General features: G+C 62.8%; 19 protein-coding genes and 1 pseudogene. 11 read left to right on the top strand and 9 right to left on the bottom strand.

What is annotated here, in order from left to right:
* Positions 1–115 precede the first annotated feature (115 nt).
* Together modA and P1U48_RS16845 are read right to left on the bottom strand one after the other, a co-directional pair.
* Positions 116–862 carry a molybdate ABC transporter substrate-binding protein gene (gene modA, locus P1U48_RS16840; protein WP_366142918.1) on the bottom strand — a complete coding sequence of 249 codons (747 nt, stop codon included), beginning with the start codon at positions 860–862 and terminating at the stop codon, positions 116–118.
* A 65-nt stretch (positions 863–927) separates the two neighbouring features.
* Positions 928–2,349, bottom strand: coding sequence for an MFS transporter (locus P1U48_RS16845; RefSeq protein ID WP_301070317.1), 1,422 nt, complete (start codon positions 2,347–2,349; stop codon positions 928–930).
* Between the two features lie 230 nt (positions 2,350–2,579).
* Between P1U48_RS16845 and P1U48_RS16850 the strand changes: the two genes are divergently transcribed.
* Entirely contained in the window at positions 2,580–3,650 is a 1,071-nt protein-coding gene (locus P1U48_RS16850) for an AbrB family transcriptional regulator (RefSeq protein ID WP_301070318.1), read from the top strand.
* Positions 3,651–3,671: 21 nt separating this feature from the next.
* Here P1U48_RS16850 and guaB read toward each other — a convergent pair whose 3' ends face one another.
* The 3 genes from guaB to P1U48_RS16865 all read right to left on the bottom strand — a co-directional run bounded on the left by guaB (position 3,672) and on the right by P1U48_RS16865 (position 5,946).
* A complete protein-coding gene (gene guaB, locus P1U48_RS16855; protein ID WP_301070319.1) occupies positions 3,672–5,126 on the bottom strand; it encodes an IMP dehydrogenase in 1,455 nt (484 codons plus the stop codon).
* A gap of 107 nt (positions 5,127–5,233) precedes the next feature.
* Positions 5,234–5,569: a hypothetical protein gene (locus P1U48_RS16860; RefSeq protein WP_301070320.1), complete on the bottom strand. Its 336-nt coding sequence runs from the start codon at positions 5,567–5,569 to the stop codon at positions 5,234–5,236.
* 194 nt (positions 5,570–5,763) lie between these two features.
* A complete protein-coding gene (locus tag P1U48_RS16865; protein ID WP_301070335.1) occupies positions 5,764–5,946 on the bottom strand; it encodes a hypothetical protein in 183 nt (60 codons plus the stop codon).
* 6 nt (positions 5,947–5,952) lie between these two features.
* Here P1U48_RS16865 and P1U48_RS16870 point away from each other — a divergent pair, with 6 nt between their 5' ends.
* Positions 5,953–6,273 carry a LysR substrate-binding domain-containing protein gene (locus tag P1U48_RS16870; protein ID WP_301070334.1) on the top strand — a complete coding sequence of 107 codons (321 nt, stop codon included), beginning with the start codon at positions 5,953–5,955 and terminating at the stop codon, positions 6,271–6,273.
* A 4-nt stretch (positions 6,274–6,277) separates the two neighbouring features.
* Here the strand turns inward: P1U48_RS16870 and P1U48_RS16875 are convergent, their stop codons facing one another.
* Positions 6,278–7,378: a HupE/UreJ family protein gene (locus P1U48_RS16875; protein ID WP_301070321.1), complete on the bottom strand. Its 1,101-nt coding sequence runs from the start codon at positions 7,376–7,378 to the stop codon at positions 6,278–6,280.
* Positions 7,379–7,427: 49 nt separating this feature from the next.
* On the opposite strand from P1U48_RS16875, the gene P1U48_RS16880 reads away from it, so the two are divergent.
* The 4 genes from P1U48_RS16880 (at position 7,428) to P1U48_RS16895 (ending at position 10,906) form a co-directional block, all read left to right on the top strand.
* Positions 7,428–8,246 (top strand): DUF4198 domain-containing protein, encoded by an 819-nt coding sequence (locus P1U48_RS16880; RefSeq protein WP_301070322.1) that lies wholly within the window; start codon positions 7,428–7,430, stop codon positions 8,244–8,246.
* Positions 8,247–8,300: 54 nt separating this feature from the next.
* Entirely contained in the window at positions 8,301–9,194 is an 894-nt protein-coding gene (locus tag P1U48_RS16885; RefSeq protein ID WP_301070323.1) for a PfkB family carbohydrate kinase, read from the top strand.
* Positions 9,195–9,205: 11 nt separating this feature from the next.
* Positions 9,206–10,126, top strand: coding sequence for a pseudouridine-5'-phosphate glycosidase (locus P1U48_RS16890; protein WP_301070324.1), 921 nt, complete (start codon positions 9,206–9,208; stop codon positions 10,124–10,126).
* 90 nt (positions 10,127–10,216) lie between these two features.
* Positions 10,217–10,906, top strand: a complete 690-nt coding sequence (locus P1U48_RS16895; protein WP_301070325.1) for a DUF502 domain-containing protein — start codon at positions 10,217–10,219, stop codon at positions 10,904–10,906.
* A gap of 133 nt (positions 10,907–11,039) precedes the next feature.
* Here the strand turns inward: P1U48_RS16895 and P1U48_RS16900 are convergent, their stop codons facing one another.
* Positions 11,040–11,813 (bottom strand): 3-hydroxybutyrate dehydrogenase, encoded by a 774-nt coding sequence (locus tag P1U48_RS16900; protein ID WP_301070326.1) that lies wholly within the window; start codon positions 11,811–11,813, stop codon positions 11,040–11,042.
* A gap of 308 nt (positions 11,814–12,121) precedes the next feature.
* Here P1U48_RS16900 and P1U48_RS16905 point away from each other — a divergent pair, with 308 nt between their 5' ends.
* The 5 genes and pseudogenes from P1U48_RS16905 to P1U48_RS16925 all read left to right on the top strand — a co-directional run bounded on the left by P1U48_RS16905 (position 12,122) and on the right by P1U48_RS16925 (position 16,919).
* Positions 12,122–13,936: an extracellular solute-binding protein gene (locus tag P1U48_RS16905; RefSeq protein ID WP_301070327.1), complete on the top strand. Its 1,815-nt coding sequence runs from the start codon at positions 12,122–12,124 to the stop codon at positions 13,934–13,936.
* Between the two features lie 56 nt (positions 13,937–13,992).
* Positions 13,993–14,469: an arsenate reductase ArsC gene (locus P1U48_RS16910; RefSeq protein WP_301070328.1), complete on the top strand. Its 477-nt coding sequence runs from the start codon at positions 13,993–13,995 to the stop codon at positions 14,467–14,469.
* Between the two features lie 92 nt (positions 14,470–14,561).
* Positions 14,562–14,815, top strand: a pseudogene (locus tag P1U48_RS16915) (transposase); the annotation flags it as partial.
* A 125-nt stretch (positions 14,816–14,940) separates the two neighbouring features.
* A complete protein-coding gene (locus P1U48_RS16920; RefSeq protein WP_301070329.1) occupies positions 14,941–15,537 on the top strand; it encodes a TRAP transporter small permease subunit in 597 nt (198 codons plus the stop codon).
* Positions 15,537–16,919: a TRAP transporter large permease subunit gene (locus P1U48_RS16925; protein WP_301070330.1), complete on the top strand. Its 1,383-nt coding sequence runs from the start codon at positions 15,537–15,539 to the stop codon at positions 16,917–16,919. Before P1U48_RS16920 ends, P1U48_RS16925 begins: the two co-directional genes overlap by 1 nt.
* 104 nt (positions 16,920–17,023) lie before the next feature.
* Here the strand turns inward: P1U48_RS16925 and P1U48_RS16930 are convergent, their stop codons facing one another.
* A complete protein-coding gene (locus tag P1U48_RS16930) occupies positions 17,024–18,112 on the bottom strand; it encodes a TRAP transporter substrate-binding protein (RefSeq protein ID WP_301070331.1) in 1,089 nt (362 codons plus the stop codon).
* 142 nt (positions 18,113–18,254) lie between these two features.
* The coding region (locus P1U48_RS16935; protein WP_301070332.1) for an IS3 family transposase at positions 18,255–18,600 on the bottom strand (346 nt) is incomplete at its 5' end.

Genomic DNA, 18,600 nt, shown 5'->3' on the forward strand with positions numbered 1-18,600 from the left:
TGGAATTACTTCACTGCTGCCGGATATGTCGCAGGTTAAAGGCGGGACGCTTTAGAATAGTGGTTAAGCTTCCCAAGCTGAATACGAGGGTTCGCTTCCCTTCACCCGCTCCAGCCTATTCCCCCAACAGCTGAAACCCGCCCCTGGTGAAAATCGCCCGTGCTGCGCGGCCCTCGAGATAGGTCAGCAGCGCCCGGGTGCCGGCGCTGTCGCGCAGAGCTGCGAGCGGATAGCGGATCGGCGGGTGGCTGGCCTCGGGAAAGGTTGCCAGCACATGCACCCGCGGTTCGGCCGCGGCGTCGGTGGCATAGACAATACCGAAATCCGCCGCGCCGAGGGCGACCAGCGCCAGCGCGGCACGAACGTTGTCCATCTGCACCAGCCGTGGCGCCAGCACCTCCCAGGCGCCCAGATGCTCCAGCGCGGCGCGGGCATAGATCCCCGCCGGAACCCCATCGACCAGCGCCGTGGTCAGCCGGTCATCGCCGATCACTCCCGCGAGATCAACGCCCGGCACAAGATCGACCGGCGCGCCGGGCTGATGCCCGATCAGCACCAGCCGATTGCCGAGCAGATCGCGTCGGGTGCCGGGGACCAGCCGCCCCTGCGCCGCCAGCACATCCATCCAGCCGGGATTGGCCGAGATAAAGGCATCCGCCGGCGCCCCCTGTTCGATCTGGCGCGCCAGGATCGAACTGCCGGCATAGACCAGCCGCAGCTGATGCGGGCTGTCGCGGGCGAACTCCCCGGCCAGCTCATCCAGCGCGGTCTTCAGGCTGGCGGCGGCAAACAGCGTCACCTGTTCGGCGCGCAGTGGCGCGGCGGCAAAGGTCAGGATCAGGATCAGTCGCAGCAATCTCACACGGGTCACCCTTTGCGCAGGCGGTCCCCCATATCAGGCCAGAGCGGCGGCGGATGCAATCTCCCTCAGACCGAGCGGAGCGGCACCCGTGCGGCAATCACCGCGCCAATCGCGGCGATCCCGGACAGGGCAAAGAACACGTTGCGGAAGGCAGGCCAGGCGATTTCGACATCGCCACGGGTGCCGTCCAGCAGATCCGACAGCGCCTGGGGATCAAAGCCCGGGGTCAACAGCAGGATCACCGGCACGATCGCGGTGCCGGTGGCGGCACCAAAGGAGCGTGACAGTTGGGTCACCGAGGTGACGGCACCGAAATCCTGCGGCTCGCCCTCGGCCAGCACGATGATCTGCACCGTCGGCATCACCGTGCCCAGCCAGATTGTGGTGCAGGTGAACCAGATCGTATAGCCGGTCTGATCGAGATGCGGATGCACAAAGGCAAAGGTGCCCAGCATGATCGCCAGCATCGAAAACCCGATGCCCGGAAACAGCGTGGTCCAGCCGGTCAGATTGACCATCTTGCCGGTGACCGAGGCGCCGACCGCCGTCGCCGCCACCATCGGCACCAGCGCCTTGCCGATCTCCGAGGCCGACAGGCCCAGATTGACCCGCAGGAACACCGGCAACAGTGCCAGAATCGCCAGGATCAGACAACCCTGGGCAATCGCCATGGCGTTTGAACGACGGATCGAGGGATTGGAAAACACCTGTCGCGGCAGCAGTGGCGTTTCCACCCGGCGCTCCCACCAGAACAGCAGCACCACCGAGGCCAGGCAGATCACGATCAGTGGCGTCATCCGCACCAGATTGCTCAGCCCGCCCTGGCGCAGCGCATCAATCGAGATCACGAAACTGGCAAAGGCGATGGCAAGAATCACCGCACCGCCAATGTCGATGCCCTTGCGCGAGCTCGGCGCGTTGGTCAGCTTCAGCCGGGCCAGCAGCACCAGCGCCACCACCACCAGAACCGGGTTCAGCAGAAAGATCGAACGCCAGCCGAATTGATCGGTCATAAAGCCGCCGATCACCGGCCCCAGCGCATTGGCGGTGACCGCCACCGTGGCGATATAGGCCTGGTAGCGCCCGCGTTCACGCGGCCCCACCGCCTGCCCGACCAGCGCGCTGGACAGCGCCATCAGCCCGCCAGCGCCCATGCCCTGCACCACCCGAAAGCTGGTCAGCATATCCATCGAGGTGGCGAAATGACACAGGATCGAGCCAATGGTCGAAACCACCAGCCCCACCGCCATCAGCCGCTTGCGGCCATACATGTCGCCCAACCGCCCATAGATCGGCGCGGCCACGGCAGCGGCAATCAGATAGGCGGTGACCGGCCAGGTGATCTTGCCCACCTCGCCCAGTTCCGAGGCAACAAAGGGCATCGCGGTGGTGATCACCGATTGATCGACCAGGGCGATGAATATCGGCAGAGCGATCGAGGGGAAAATCGCGAAAAAGGCGTTTCGGCTGTTGACTTGGCTTGGCAATTGCGTCCCTCAATCTGGCGCCGATCGGCGTGAGTCCGCCCCCCTATTTGCACCACCGATCCGGATTGTCGAGACACGGCATACCATTTTCACGCCTCTGCGCCACGCCGGCTTGTATCCTGCCCGGACTGGGTGCATAGCTAAAGACGAACCCTCAGCTTGGCGGGGTCCGCAGGCCGGAAATCGACCGGCAGCGGTGCCCCGGGATGCCCTTGAACACGCGTTTCACATTGCTGCTGACAACCCTGGCCATCGTGGTGATCGGCGGTATTGGCGGCCTCATTGCCAAACAGATCGGCCTGCCGCTGCCCTATATGCTCGGCTCGTTGCTGACCACCAGCGTGATCACCGTGACGATGCCGCGGGCGATCCCCGAAGGCTACAAGGCGCCCGAGCTGTTTCGCGCCATCTTCATCGGGTTGATCGGCCTCAGCATCGGGTCGCGGGTGACACTCGAGGTGCTGTTGTCGCTGCGCCATGCGCTGCCCAGTTTTGTCGCGCTGACCCTGCTGGTGCCGCTGATGCAGTGGAGCAATTTTCAGGTTTTCCGCCGGGTAGGTGGCTATGATCGCCCGACCGCGTTCTTTTCCGGCACCCCCGGCGGGCTGGTCGAGGCAATGCTGATGGGCGAACAATCCGGCGCCGATGCGCGGTTGGTGACCATGCAGCAATTCCTGCGGATCATCTTTGTGGTCACCCTGCTGCCGGTCGGGCTGTCGATCTATTACGGCCATCCCCTCGGCAGTGCCGGCGGGATGAGCCTGGCCGCCAAGGGCGGCGGGCTGGGGCATCTGCCGGAATTGGCGCTGCTGATGATCATCGGGGTGGCCTTGGGCCGGGTCGCGGCGCTGCCTGCCGGGCAATTGGTCGGGCCGCTGTTGATCGGTGCCATCGCCACCCTGACCGGGCTGGTCCAGATCGAGATGCCGGGCTGGATGCTGAGCCTGGCTCAGATCGTGATCGGCTCGACCCTGGGGGCGCGGTTTCATGGGATGAACGGCGCGCTGATCCTGCGCGGCGCCGGGCTGGCGTTCCTGTCGGTCGGCTCGATGCTGCTGATCGGCTGCGGCTTTGCGGCGCTGGTGCATCCGCTGACCGGCGAACCCTTTGACGTGCTGTTGATCAGCTTTTCACCTGGCGGCGTCACCGAAATGGCGCTGATCGCGCTGTCGTTGCAGGCCAACCCGGCCTTCGTCTCGGTGCATCACATCTATCGCATCTTGTTGACGGTGCTGATGATGACCCTGTCGTTCAAGCATCTGCGGATCACCAAATCCCCGGGCTCAGAACCCGGGGACTGAGGCGCCGCGCCTGAACCCTGATCACCCGACCCGGTAATTCGGGCTTTCGCGGGTGATTTGCACGTCATGCACGTGGCTTTCGGTCAGACCGGACCCCGTGATCTTGACGAACTGGCACTGCGACCGCATCGCATCAATGGTAGCGCAGCCGGTATAGCCCATCGCCGCCCGCAGCCCGCCGACCAATTGGTGAAGCACCGCGCCCGCCGATCCCTTATAGGGCACCTGCCCCTCGATCCCCTCCGGCACCAGCTTGTCGCTGGCCGCGTCCTTCTGGAAATAGCGATCGGCCGAGCCACGCGCCATCGCGCCGAGGCTGCCCATGCCGCGATAGGATTTGAAGGTGCGGCCCTGATAGAGGATCACCTCGCCCGGGCTTTCGTCGGTGCCCGCGATCATGCTGCCAACCATCGCGACCGAGGCCCCGGCGGCAATCGCCTTGGCGAAATCGCCCGAAAACTTGATGCCGCCATCGGCGATGATCGGGGTGCCGGAGGCCGCGGCCGCCGCCGCGCAATCCATGATCGCGGTCAATTGCGGCACGCCGACGCCTGCCACCATCCTTGTGGTGCAGATCGAGCCCGGACCAATGCCGACCTTGATCGCATCGGCACCCGCGCCGATCAGGGCGCGCGTCGCCTCGCCGGTGGCGACATTGCCCGCGACCACCTGCACCTCGTTGGACAGCCGCTTGATCCGTTCGACCGCAATCGCCACGCCTTCGGAATGGCCATGCGCGGTGTCGATGACAATCAGATCACAACCGGCGTCGATCAGCGCGGCCGAACGTTCAAACCCGGCATCGCCCACCGTGGTCGCTGCCGCCACCCGCAACCGGCCAAGGTCGTCCTTGCAGGCGGTCGGGTTCAGCACCGCCTGTTCGGTGTCCTTCAGGGTCAGCAACCCGGTCAGCCGCCCGTCCTTGTCGGTCACCAGCAGCTTTTCGATGCGCCGCGCCTTCATCAGCGAAATCGCCTCATCCCGGTCCGCCGGTTCGTGCAGGATCGCCAGGTTTTCGGTGGTCATCATCGCATGGACGGGGGTGTTTTCGTCACTGGCAAAGCGCATGTCACGGTTGGTGACGATGCCCATCACCCGGCCCTTTTCATCAACCACCGGAAAGCCGCTGATCTTGTATTGCTCACGCAGCGCATTGGCATCCGCCAGGGTCTGGTTCGGGCGCAGGGTGATCGGCTTGTAAACGATGCCGGATTCAAACCGTTTGACCCGCCGCACCTCATCCGCCTGGGCGATGATATCGAGGTTGCGGTGGATCACCCCAATGCCGCCCGCCTGGGCCATGCAGATCGCCATTCGCGATTCCGTCACCGTGTCCATCGCGGAGGACAACAACGGGATGTTGAGGGCAATTGATTTGGTCACACGAGTTCTTGTGTCTGCCGTGCTGGGCAGGACCGAGGATGCCGCAGGCACCAAAAGAACGTCATCGAATGTGAGGGCCTCACGAATCTCCATTGTGCATCTCCATGGACGGATCGATTGGCACGTCCCTATTACATGGATGTCCCGGCGTGAAAAGGGCGAAAACCCCGAAGGTGGGACCTTGCCTCTGCCCCCCGGGGTCAGGCATTGCGCCGGGCCAGCGTTGCCTGGCGTCCGAACATTGCCACAAACACCCCGCCCAGCGATGGCAGAACCGCCATCCCCAGCATGCCACCGCTGAGACCGAAACGGGCGACCAACGGCGCCGAAATCAGTGGCGACAGGAATTGCCCGCCATAGATCGACATGGTGAACAGCCCGGCGGCGCGGCCACGCATCTCGGGCGGCCCCAGCGACATGAAAAAGGCGATGAAATTCGGGAACATCGGCCCCAGCGGCCCGCCAGCCAGCACCACCCCGAGCACGGTCATCCACTGCGTCGTGGCAGTGGCGACCATGGCAATGCCGATCGCCATGATCGGCAGCGGCTCGACAAACCGGCGGTCAGCACCACCGACAGCGACGGCAGCGTCAGGACGGTGAATGTGACTCTGGTGGGGACGGCTGCGGGTGTGACGGCATGCGTGACTGCGGACGCGGCTTGCGGCGCGGCGATCAGCGATCGGCGACTGGGACATGGGTGCGCCGCGCTCGACCGTGGCCAAACGGATCAGCGATCTGGAGGCGGCGCTCGGGGTGCGGCTGTCGAACCGACCACCAGGTCGATGCGGGTCACCACCGAGGGCAAGGTGCTGGCGTCACGGGCCGAGCGGCGGCTGGCCGAAGCCAGCGACCTGCGCCGCACCCTGAGCGATTCCGGGCAGGCACCGCGTGGCCATCTGCGCATCGGCATGCCGGAATTGTTCGAACAGATCACCATGGGCGATTTCAGCGCGGCGATGACGAAGAAGTGTTGCGGATCTCGCCGGTGCTGTCGTTCGGCTCGATGCTGGGCGTGCGTGACGCGGCGATCTCTGGCGCCGGGGTCGCCAAGATCCCGACGATCCTGGCCGAGAGCGCGATTGCCGAAGGCCGGTTGGTCGAGGAGCTGCCGGACTGGTGCGGCGCCGCAAAGGACCTCTACGTCGTCTTTCCCTCGGCGCGGTCGGTCACCACCAGGTTGCGGGTGTTTCTCGATATGCTGAACCAGTGGAACGGCACGGATTTCGCCGACGGCTAGCCGGTCACAGGAACACCCGCTCGACAAACCAATAGGCGCCGACCAGCGCGATCACCGCCGAGGCGGGCATCGCGATATAGGGGCGATACCAATCGCGGTTGCGGAACCAGGCACCAACCGCGAGGAAGGCCAGGGCGATCACCGCCAGCTGGCCGAGTTCAACCCCGACGTTAAAGCCGATCAGCGCCGGAATGAACTGCCCCTCGGGCAGGCCGAAATCGGCCAGGACCGAGGCAAAGCCAAGCCCGTGCAACAGGCCAAAGCCAAAGATCACCACCGGTCGCCAGCGGTGCAGCTTGTCCGAAAACAGGTTTTCAACCGCGACAAAGGTAATCGAGGCGGCGATCAACGGTTCGACAATGCTGCCGGGCACCGACACCAGACCAAAGGCGCCAAGCGCCAGCGTCACGGTATGGGCAAGTGTAAAGGTGCTGACCTGCCACAGCAACGGACGCCAATGCGTCGACAGAAAGAACAGCCCGAGCACGAACAGGATATGATCGAGCCCCTTGGGCAGGATGTGATCAAAGCCGACCGGAATGTAACTGAGAAAGGCGCTGAGCCCAGTCTGCCCGGCATGGCCCGTGACCGCGATGGGTGGCGAGGTGGCGCCGCCGTCGAGATAGCCGGAATAGCCATCCTCAACCCCGATGTGGCGCAGGATCAGGGTGCCCTGCCCCTTGCCCCAATGCAGGGTGACCGCGGCGGTCCCCTCGGGCAGGCGCCCGGTCAGGATCACCCGTGCCGGGCGCGGCAGCGACAGATCACCCAGTTCACTGGCCGCGACCGAGTCAAGCGTCAGAGGCAGTGGCGCACCATCCGCTGCCCGCATCGCAATGCCCTGCCCCAGCCGATCCCAGGCCGCGCGCATCCGCGCCTCGATCTCCGGTGCTGGCAGCGCCCGCAGCGCATCGTAATCGGCGGCCCCCTCGGTCGCATTGGTGTCGCTGACCCCGTCGAGGTCGATCCCGGCCAGCAGCGCCTCGGCGTTCAGGCGGAGGTCGAGCCGGGCAAGGTCGGCGTCCAGCGTCAGATCGGCAATCGCCGGCTGCACCTCATGCGCCGAGGCGGCGAGGCTGGTGCAGATCAGAATGCACAGGGTCATGAGTGCGGTCCGGGTTGACTTTGCCATCCGCGCGATCAGTGTTGCCGCCATGTCCATTCTGAAACCCCTTTTGCTCTGCGCCCTTGTTTGGCCCACCTTGGTTACGGTCGGCAAGGCACATGAGTTCTGGATCGAGCCGGAAAACTTTCAGCCCGCCCCGGAAACCGCGATCAGCGCCGATCTGCGCAATGGTCAGAACTTTGCCGGATCCGCCCTGTCCTGGTTCGATCCGCGCAATGTGCGGGTCGAATGGCACCGGGGCGACGAGGTGCAGCCAATCACCGGCCGCCCCGGCGATATTCCGGCGCTGTCGGTCAATCCCGGCGGGGACGGCCTGCTGGTGCTGGCCTATCAGACCACCGCGACGCTGCTGACCTACAAGGATTGGGACACGGTGCTGGCCTTTGCCGCGCATAAGGATTTTCCCTGGTTCGCCGCCCAGCACGCCGCCCGGGGCCTGCCACAGGAGGCGGTGAAAGAGGTCTACACCCGCTATTGCAAATCGCTGGTCGGGATCGGCGATGGCGCTGGCAGCGACGTCACCATCGGCTTTGCCGTCGAATTCCTGGCGCTGAGCAACCCTTATCAAGATGACCTGTCAGAGGGGTTCCGCGCCCGGCTGCTCTACCAGGGCCAGCCCCTCAACGACAGCCAGGTCGAGGTGTTCGACAAGGCCCCGGATGGCAGCGTCATCGTCACCCGGCTGCGCACCGATGCGGCGGGCGAGGTGCGGGTGCCGGTCAGCCCGGGGCATCGCTATCTGCTCGATCACGTGGTGCTGCGTGAGCCCGATCCCGGGACCGAGGGCGCCAATTGGGCAATGTGGGAAAGCCTCTGGGCCTCGCTGACCTTTGCGGTGCCGCAATAGCCGCCGGTTGCCAAGCCCCTTGCCTGCCCGCCCGGCGCGGGCGATGACAGGCGGATGAGCCAGACACCTGACATCCTCTGCATTGGTGCGGTCCTTTGGGACATCATCGGGCGCACGGCCAGCCATATGGTGCGCGGCTCGGACATGCCCGGGCGGATCACCCGTCTGCCCGGCGGGGTGGCGATGAACATCGCCATGGCGACGCGCCGTTTCGGCATGCGCCCGGCCCTGCTCGGCGTCATCGGCCGCGACGCCGAGGGCGAAGAATTGATCGCGGTTTGCCGGGCCATGGGCATGGAAATGCGCCATGTCTACCGCTCGGACGATCTGCCGACGGATCGCTACATGGCGGTCGAGGGCGGCAATGGCCTGATTGCTGCCATCGCCGATGCCCATTCGCTTGAGGCGGCGGGCGCACGAATCCTGGCGCCACTGCGCGGTGGTGACCTGGGTGCGGCGGACCGGCCATGGCGCGGCAGCATCGCTCTGGATGGCAATCTCAAATCCGAATTGCTGCGCGACATCGCTGCCGATCCGGCCTTTGCCGCCGCCGATCTGCGCATCGCCCCGGCCTCGCCGGGCAAGGCCGAGCGGCTGCATGTCTTTCTCGGCCACCCCAGCGCAGTGTTCTATGTGAACCGAGAAGAGGCCGGGCTGCTGTGCCAGACCCGGTTTGCCGACAGCTTCAGCGCCGCCCGGGCGCTGCACGCCCGCGGCGCCGCCAGGGCGATCGTCACCGATGGCGGGAACCCGGCCAGCGAAGCCAGCGCCGCCGGGCTGATCAGCCGCCCGCCCGCCGAGGTTCTGGTGACCCGGGTCACCGGCGCCGGAGACACCTTCATGGCCGCGCATATGGCCGCAGAGGCCCGCGGCAATACCCCCGAGGCGGCGATGGAACACGCGCTGAATGCCGCCGCCGATTACGTTTCTGGAGACACCGCCCTGTGACAGCTGCCCCAATGACCCCCGACATCGATTTGTCCCCCGAGGTGGCCCGCGCCCGCGCCGAAAACCGCCCCGTGGTGGCGCTGGAAAGCACCATCATCACCCATGGCATGCCCTGGCCGCGCAACCTGGAAACCGCGCGGCTGGTCGAGGCGGAGCTGCGCCAGGCCGGGGCCACGCCCGCCACCATCGCGGTGATCGACGGGCGGCTCTGCGTCGGCCTGTCGCCCGAACGGCTGGAGACCCTGGCCCAGGCCCGCGATGTCGCCAAGCTGTCGCGCGCCGACCTGGCCGCCTGTCTGGCCACCGGCGGCACCGGCGCGACCACGGTGGCGGCGACGATGATCGCCGCCACGCTGGCGCGACTCGAGGTCTTTGCCACCGGTGGCATCGGCGGCGTGCATCGCGGTGCCGAGGCCAGCTTTGACATTTCCGCCGATCTGCAGGAACTGGCGGCCAGCCCGGTCACGGTGGTTGCGGCCGGGGCCAAGGCGATCCTTGATCTGCCAAAGACGCTGGAGGTTCTGGAAACCCTCGGGGTGCCGGTGATCGCCGTCGGTCAGGACGACTTTCCAGCGTTCTGGTCGCGCGATTCCGGCCTGAAGGCGCCACTGCGGATCGACGATCCGGCGGGAATTGCCCGCGCCCATCGGATGCGCCGCGCCCTCGGCCTTCCCGGCGGCCAGCTGATTGCCAACCCGGTCCCCGCCGGCGATGAAATCCCGCGCGACCGCATCGCTCCCATTGTCGAGGCGGCGCTGGCCGAGGCCACCGCGCAGGGAATCAGCGGCAAATCCGTCACCCCGTTCCTGCTGGCGCGCATCTTTGAGCTGACCCAAGGGCAATCGCTACAGGCCAATATCGCCCTGGTGCGCAACAACGCCCGGCTGGCAGCGGCGATTTCGCTGGAACTTGCGGCACTCGACGCCAAATAGAGGCAAGGTTTGTGTCATTCCGGGCGCAGCCATTGTGTGCGACCGGTCAAGCCCCTAGATTTCTGCGAGCCCCAGAAAGTCCGGAACCAAATGCACGACCCGCTGATAGACCCGCCCCGCCGACCCGGCATCCTGGCCCGGCTGCGCTCGTCATTCCTGACCGGGATCGTGGTGATCGCGCCGATCGGGCTGACCATCTGGCTGCTCTGGACGCTGGCCGGTTGGGTCGACGGCGTGGTGCTGCCACTGGTGCCCAATACGGTGAAGCCGGAGAAATACATCGGCATTAACCTGCGCGGTGTCGGCATCATCTTTTTCCTGCTGTTCACCATCCTGGTCGGCTGGGTCGCCAAGGGGCTGCTGGGCCGCTCGCTGCTGCACTTTGCCGAGAACCTGGTCGAACAGCTGCCCTTCGTGCGCTCGGTCTATAACGGGGTCAAACAGATTGCCGAAACCGTGTTCGCGCAATCCGATCGCAGCTTTGAAAAGGCCTGCCTGATCGAATATCCGCGCAAGGGGATCTGGGCGATCGGCTTTGTCTCGACCGAGGCAAGGGGCGAGGTGAATGCCCGCGCCACCACAATGTCACAGCTGGTCAGCGTCTTTGTGCCGACCACGCCGAACCCGACCTCGGGATTCTTGCTGTTCTTTCCGCGCGAGGATGTGATCGAGCTCGACATGTCGGTCGAGGATGCGGCGAAACTGGTGATCTCCGCCGGGCTGGTCTATCCGAATCCGAAGGACCCGAGCAAAGCCCCGCTGCCAGAGGCTGCGGAATAGCCGCGCCCGTCTCCGCCTGCGCAAACGGGCGGGTTGAGGGGGCTGTCTGCCCCCGCTCGGGCAGGCCCGAGCCCCCCGAGAATATTTCTGGCAAGATGAAGCCGGGGCGAGCCCATTGGTTTGGGCCTCTCGGTCAGAGCGCCGTCCAACCGCCATCGACGCTGATCGTGGTGCCGGTGATCTGTTCGGCGGCGGGCGAGCACAGGAAGGTGGCGATGCCGCCGATCTGATCGACCGTGGCGAATTGTTTCGACGGCTGCCGCTCAAGGATCACCTCGCGGATCACCTGGTCCCGATCCATCCCGTATTTCTGCATGGTGTCGGGGATCTGCGCCTCGACCAGCGGCGTGTGGACATAGCCGGGGCAGATCGCATTGGCAGTGATCGCCACCTCGGCGGTTTCCAGCGCCACCACCTTGGTCATGCCGACGACGCCATGCTTGGCGGTGACATAGGCGGATTTGAACGGGGAGGCGGTCAGCCCATGCGCCGAAGCGATATTGATCACCCGGCCCCAACCCGCCTGGCGCATCATTGGCAGCGCGGCAGCGGTGGTGTGAAAGGCCGAAGACATGTTGATCGCGATGATCGCGTCCCATTTGTCGACTGGAAATTCATCAATCGCGGCGACGTGCTGAATACCGGCATTGTTGACCAGGATATCGCAGACCCCGGCCTCTGCGATCAGCGCACGGCAGTCGGAAGCCTTTGACATATCGGCGCGGATATAGCGCGCCGTCACCGCATGGGTTTCGGCGATTTCGGCGGCCAGCGCGTGATCCTCGGGCGAATCGGTAAAGGAGTTGATCACCACATTGGCGCCCGCTCCGGCCAGGGCCCGGGCGATGCCCAGACCGATACCCGAATTCGATCCGGTGATGACAGCAGTTTTTCCAGCAAGTGACATGATGTGCTCCTGTGCAGATTCGCCTAGATATTAAAGCGGTTGCGGCGAATTGCACGAGGCCGGGACGGATGCGTGCTGTGATTGCTTCGAACCGGCTCCACGGAGGGCGCGGCGCACAAAAAAAAACGCCAGCACAAGGCTGGCGTCTAGTTATTGAGGCAGGTTTCATACAGGCAAGAAACCTATCGAGCAGTGCCCCCTTTATATGCCTTCCTGTGCCGTCGGCCAAGTTAAAAATTTGTAACCGCAGGAATCCCTAGCTAGGTTCAACCGCAACAAAACAAGGACAGAATGGTATTGTTGCGCATATGAGGCCGGACTATTTCCAAGTCAGGGGCGCGATTTGCGCCCTGTTTCTCACCTTACTGACCGCTTTTCCGGCCGGTGCCGACTCGGCGCATGGCATAGCTATGTATGGCGACCCGGCCCTGCCACCGGATTTTGTGGCCCTGCCCTATGTGAACCCCGAGGCCCCCAAGGGCGGACGGGTGGTGACCGGCAACACCGGCGGCTTTGACAGTCTCAACCCCTTTGTGCAGCAGGGCACCCCGCCCTGGCAATTGCGATATCTCACCCATGAATCGCTGATGTATCGCTCGCAAGACGAGCCGTTCAGCCTTTACGGGCTCCTGGCCGAATCGGTCGAGGTCCCCGAGGACCGCTCCTGGGTGGAATTCACCCTGCGCGATTCGGCACGATTCTCGGATGGCAGCAAGGTCACGGTCGAGGATGTGATCTGGTCGTTCGAGACCCTGGGGACCCAGGGCAATGCCCGCTACCTCGGGTTCTGGACCCGGGTCGACAAGATCGAACAGACCGGCCCACGCCAGGTGCGGCTGAGCTTTGCCGACAACGACCGGGAATTGGCGCTGATCGCCGGGCTGCGGCCAATCCTGAAAAAGGCGCAATGGCAGGGCAAGGATTTTGCCAATGCCCGGATTGAGGAGGCGCCGATCGGCAGCGCCCCCTATGTCATCGACAGCTACGTGCCCGCCCGCAACCTGGTGCTGAAACGCAACCCGGAGTATTGGGGCAAGGATCTGCCGATCCGCCGGGGCACCAACAATTTCGATGAGATCCGGATCGAATTCTACGGCGATTCCGGGGTGATGTTCGAAGCCTTCAAGGCTGGTGAGCTGAGCTATCTGCGCGAATTCAACGCCGACAAATGGGCGCAGGTCTATGATTTTCCGGCGATGCGCGCCGGCGAGATGGTGAAATCCGAATTCGCCAGCGGCCAGCCCTCCGGGATCACCGGCTTTGTCATCAACACCAGACGCAAACCTTTTGACGACATCCGGGTGCGCGACGCCTTGATGTATGCGTTCAATTTCGAATTCATCAACGACACGATGACCGGCGGGCGCCAGCCGCGGATCACCTCATACTTCTCCGGCTCGGATCTGGCGATGCGCCCCGGTCCGGCGGCGGGCCGGGTGCGCGACTTGTTGCTCCCGTTCGCCGATCAGATCCCCGAGGCGGCGCTCAGCGGCTATGCCTTGCCCGCTGGCGACGGCAGCGCGCGCAACAGGGGCAATATCCGCCGCGCCATGGCGTTGCTGCAAGAGGCCGGGTTCCGGGTGCAGGACGGGGTTATGCTGCAACCAGACGGCAGCCCCTTCACCTTTGATTTCCTGCTGCGGCAGGGCGCCACCGAATATCTGTCGATTGCCGATCTCTATCTGAAAGCGCTGGAACGGCTGGGCATTCGGGCCAGCGTCTCGGCGGTGGATGACGCGCAATACAATCTGCGCCAATCCAATTTCGACTTTGATATCAGCGTGATCCGCCGCTCCTTTTCGCTCTCGCCAGGCAATGAGCAGCGGCTTTACTGGGGCGGCGACACCGCCGACCAAAAGGGATCACGCAATCTGATGGGGGTGAAAAGCCCGGCCATCGATGCGATGATCGACACCATGATCGGGGCCACCAGCCAGGCGGAGTTCCTCGCTGCGGTGCGCGCGCTCGACCGGTTGCTGACCGCCGGGCGCTATGTGATCCCGATCTATCAATATGACGTCAGCCGGGTGGCGCATGACGCGCGGCTAAAGCATCCCGAGCGGATCCCGATCTATGGCGACAGCGTCTATTTCCTGCCCGAGGTCTGGTGGTTCGCCGAATGATCGGCTGACCGGCGGCTGTCACAGCACTTTTACATCCGCTGATTATGTGGATCGGCATGAATATTCTTGTCCTCTGCACCGGCAACTCGGCCCGCTCGATCCTCCTTGAGGCGATTCTCAACCATCTGGGTGAGGGCCGTGTACGGGCCTTCTCGGCCGGGTCGAAACCAGCGGGGGCTGTGCATCCGCAATCGCTGAAGCTGTTGGACGCGCAGGGCTATGACCAAGCCAGCGCCCGCTCAAAAAGCTGGGACGAATTCGCCGCAGCGGATGCGCCAAGGATGGATATGGTGATCACCGTCTGTGGCAGCGCCGCTGGCGAGACCTGCCCGGTCTGGCCCGGTGCGCCGCTGCGGGCCCATTGGGGCGTCGAGGATCCGGCCGCCCTGCCCGAGGCGGACTGGGACGCCGGTTTCGCCAACGTCTTTGGTCTTCTCGAACGACGGGCCCGGGCGCTTCTGGACCTGCGGCTGGATGGGATGCCAGCGGACGAGCTGAAAAGCCAGCTCGACCGGATCGGAACGATCGCATGAGGCCTGGGCTTCAGACCCATCAATCGGCTTGAGGCCGCCATGCTTGCATGATTCAAGCTCCCAAATTTTGGGGGCGCGGTCGTCTGATTGGTCGAACCAAGGGCATAAAGGCATGTATCCCTGGCCGGAAGTCCCGCACAATGCCCATCAATTACGACAAGCGCCGCTATAAACGTCGCAACCGCCCCTCTCGTGACATTGCTGCGCAATGCACTGCCGGGCAGTGATCGAGATCATGTTCGGACGGCTGAAGGACTGGCGACGGGTGGCCACACGCTACGACAGATGCCCCAAGGTCTTCCTCTCAGCCATCGCACTCGCCGCAACCGTCCTGTTCTGGCTTTGAAAATCAATGAGTCTGGAGCCTAAATCGTCAAGCAGTTCTCGGGTGTTCAAGGCCTCGCAGTATAAGTTGTTAATCACCGAAATATGTGCAAAACGATTATTCGGTGGCGACAGGAGGAGTGGTCCATGCACGCCATGGCGGCTATTATACGCGTTATCGGCGCGTTGAATGCGGTGATCGGTCGCGTGATGTCCTGGCTTGCCCTCGGCATCGTGATTGTCTGCTTTACCGTGGTCGTGCAGCGCTATCTGTTCGGGGTCAGCTATCTATGGCTGCGTGATCTTTATATCTGGCTGAATGGCGCGATGTTCACTGGAGTTGCAGGCTTTGCGCTGGCGCGCGGCGGTCATGTCCGTGTAGATATCTTTTACCGCCCTGCAAGCGTGCGCCGAAAAGCTGTAATCGACCTGTTCGGTGTGCTGGTTTTCCTTTTGCCGTTCATGGTCGTTGTCGTGGTTTATTCATGGCCTTTCGTCACGCGATCCTGGTCCTACTGGGAGGGGTCTTCGAACGTTGGCGGAATGCCGGGCCTGTTTGTCCTGAAATCGTTTATCATCGTATTCTCCGTGCTGGTCGCTTTGCAGGGTATCGCAATGGCTTTGCACGCGGTTCTGGTTTTGGCGGATCGTGAACATCTGCTGCCCGAAGACCTGCGTTATCCGCCCAACGTCGCCCCAGCGGTGCACACACCCGGCGAAACCGGTCACGAAGGAACTCTCTGATGGATCTGGTTCTGCTTGGAGAGCTGCTCTCAAGTCTCATGTTCTTTGGTATCATCGGCTTTTTGATGCTGGGCTTTCCGGTGGCCTTCACCTTGGCCGGCGTGTCGTTGCTGTTTGGGTTGTTGGGGTGGTGGCTCGGGGTTTTTGATCTGTCGAACTTTGGCAGTTTACCCAACCGCTACATCGGATTTATGTCAAACGAGGTGTTGGTCGCCGTTCCGTTGTTCATTTTCATGGGTGTCATGCTGGAGAAATCCGGCATTGCCGAACAACTGTTGCTGACGATGTCGAAATTGTTTGGCAATTTGCATGGCGGACTGGGGCTTTCGGTTGTTCTGGTGGGGGCGATGCTCGCCGCATCAACGGGCGTGGTCGGCGCCACGGTCGTGACGATGGGCCTGATATCGCTGCCTGCGATGCTGAGGGCCGGGTATGACCCGAAACTCGCCACAGGTGTCATCTCGGCATCGGGAACGTTGGGACAGATCATTCCGCCCTCGACGGTGCTGATCTTCATGGGGGACATGCTGTCGGGCATCAACGCGCAGGTGCAGATGGAGAAGGGCAATTTCGCCCCCGTCCCGGTTTCGGTCGGCGATCTTTTTACCGGGGCACTGTTGCCCGGGCTTTTGCTTGTCGGCCTTTATGCCAGCTATGTTATCTTCAAGGCGATCACCGATCCGGCAAGCTGTCCGGCCACGCCTGTCCCGCCCGAAGAACGCAGTGGGTTGCTGCGCGAGGTCGCTGTCGCCCTTATCCCGCCTTTCCTGCTGATCCTGGCGGTGCTTGGCTCGATCCTGGGCGGTATTGCCACCCCGACAGAGGCCGCTTCGGTGGGGGCTGTCGGTGCGATGATCCTCGCGACCCTGCGCTGGCGAATGTCTTTGGGCATTCTCACTCAGACGGTCGTTGCCACCGCGACGATCACCTCAATGGTGTTCATCATCCTGTTTGGCGCAAGCGTCTTTTCGATCGTGTTCCGCCTGATGGGGGGCGACAATCTGGTGCATGCCGTTCTGACGAGCCTGCCCGGCGGCGCAATGACGGCAATGGTCGTCGTCATGCTGATCATGTTCGTGCTGGGGTTCATTCTCGACTCGTTTGAAATCATTTTTATCGTAATCCCGATAACGGCACCGGTCCTGCTCGCGCTGGATATCGACCCGATCTGGCTTGGGGTGATGGTCGGGGTGAACCTGCAAACCTCGTTCCTGACGCCGCCTTTCGGGTTTGCGCTGTTCTACCTGCGTGGCGTTGCCCCGGACAGTCTGCCAACCAGTGCGATTTATCGCGGCATTATTCCGTTCGTGATATTGCAGTTCATCGCAATCGTTTTGCTGTTCGTCTTCCCGCAGATCGTCCTGTGGCTACCGCGCGGATAGATCTAAGTGGCGGCGATTTGCACCGTGAGCCGCAAACAAAACCCTGAGCCGCAAACAAAAAGGGGCGACTCGAAGGCCGCCCCTTATACCGATCCACTTCCGGATTAGATTTTGAAGTATTTCCGCCGTGCTTCGACAAAGGCACCGTCGGTGTCTTCTGTACGGACGCGCATGATATTGAGCGCCTTTATAAAGCTCTCGGCGGTGCGCTTGGTCAAATCGTCGCTCGACTCCCGCAGGCTTGTCAGCACTTCTTTGGCGGCTTCGGCACCGGCCTGAACGATCTCGTCTGGGAATTGACGTACATTGACACCGTGATCGTTGACCAGCGTCTGCAATGCACGCGGATCGTTGGCCGCAAAATCGGACGCAACCTGATCGTATTCAGCCTGACAGATATCGCGGATCAGTGCCTGCAGGTCGTCTGGCAGGGCCTGATACTTGGCCTTGTCCACCACAAGTTCTGTCGCCAGCCCCGGTTCCACGAACGACGGGAAGTAGTAGTTCTTGGCGACCTGATAGAACCCAAGCGCGAGATCGTTATACGGTCCGACAAATTCTGCCGCATCGAGTGTGCCCGATTGCAGTGCCTGAAAGATCTCGCCAGCCGCCATGTTCGTGACACTTGCGCCCAGCTTTTCCCAGACCTGACCGCCAAGACCGGGTGTGCGGAACCGCAGGCCCTGCACATCGGCGACGCCGGTCAATTCATTGCGGAACCAGCCACCGGCCTGCGTTCCGGTATCACCCGAAAGGAAGCCCTGCACGCCGAACTGGTCATAGATCTCGTCCCAAAGCTCCTGACCGCCCATGTGGCGAACCCAGCCTGTCAATTCGCGCGATGTCATCCCAAATGGCACGCCGGTAAAGAATGACAACGCAGTGGATTTGTTTTGCCAATAATAGGCCGCGCCATGGCTCATCTCGGCGGAACCGTCAATGACGGCGTCAAGAGATTGAAGCGGTGGCACGAGTTCGCCGGCCGAATAAACCTGCACGGTCAGACGTCCACCAGACGCGGCCGTAATCCGATCCGCCAGACGTTGCGCGCCGACGCCAAGTCCGGGGAAATTCTTGGGCCAGGTCGTAACCATCCGCCATGTGATGTTGCCCTGTGCCACCGCCGGTGCTGCAAGTACCGCAGCGCCCGTGCCTGCCATTACTGATCGGGTCAAAAATTTACGTCTGTCCATGTGTCGCCTCCTCGCGATTCAATTTGTCCGCAAGTTTGGTTCAGCATGCGGAATGGTGATGGCAACAAATCCTCAGAGCGCACAAAAGTCCAGACGGGATTGCCAACTTGTTTTCTGCGACTTGAGAGGTCCCCCCAGTTTCCTAGACACCTGCTTCGTTCATTTTCTTTTGTTCTGTTTCATAGTCAACTGGCGACAGCATGCCGTTATTTTTGTGCTTGCGTGTCGGGTTGTAAAACATCTCGATGTAATTGAACACGTCTTGCCTTGCAGCGTCGCGTGTCAGGTATGTCCGTCGCCTGATCCGTTCTCGCTTCAACAGCTGGAAGAATCTTTCTGCCACTGCATTATCATAACAATTACCACGGCAGTTCATTCTGGCATCCAGATTGTGTTTGCTGAGAAACGATTGCCAATCCTTTCCCTGTGTACTGTGGGTAATCCCCCCCGAAAGTAGGGGGCTGCATAAGTAGAATTTTCTCGCCAAG

The sequence above is a fragment of the Pseudooceanicola sp. genome, from assembly GCF_029213205.1.
In the GTDB taxonomy this organism is placed as follows: domain Bacteria; phylum Pseudomonadota; class Alphaproteobacteria; order Rhodobacterales; family Rhodobacteraceae; genus Pseudooceanicola.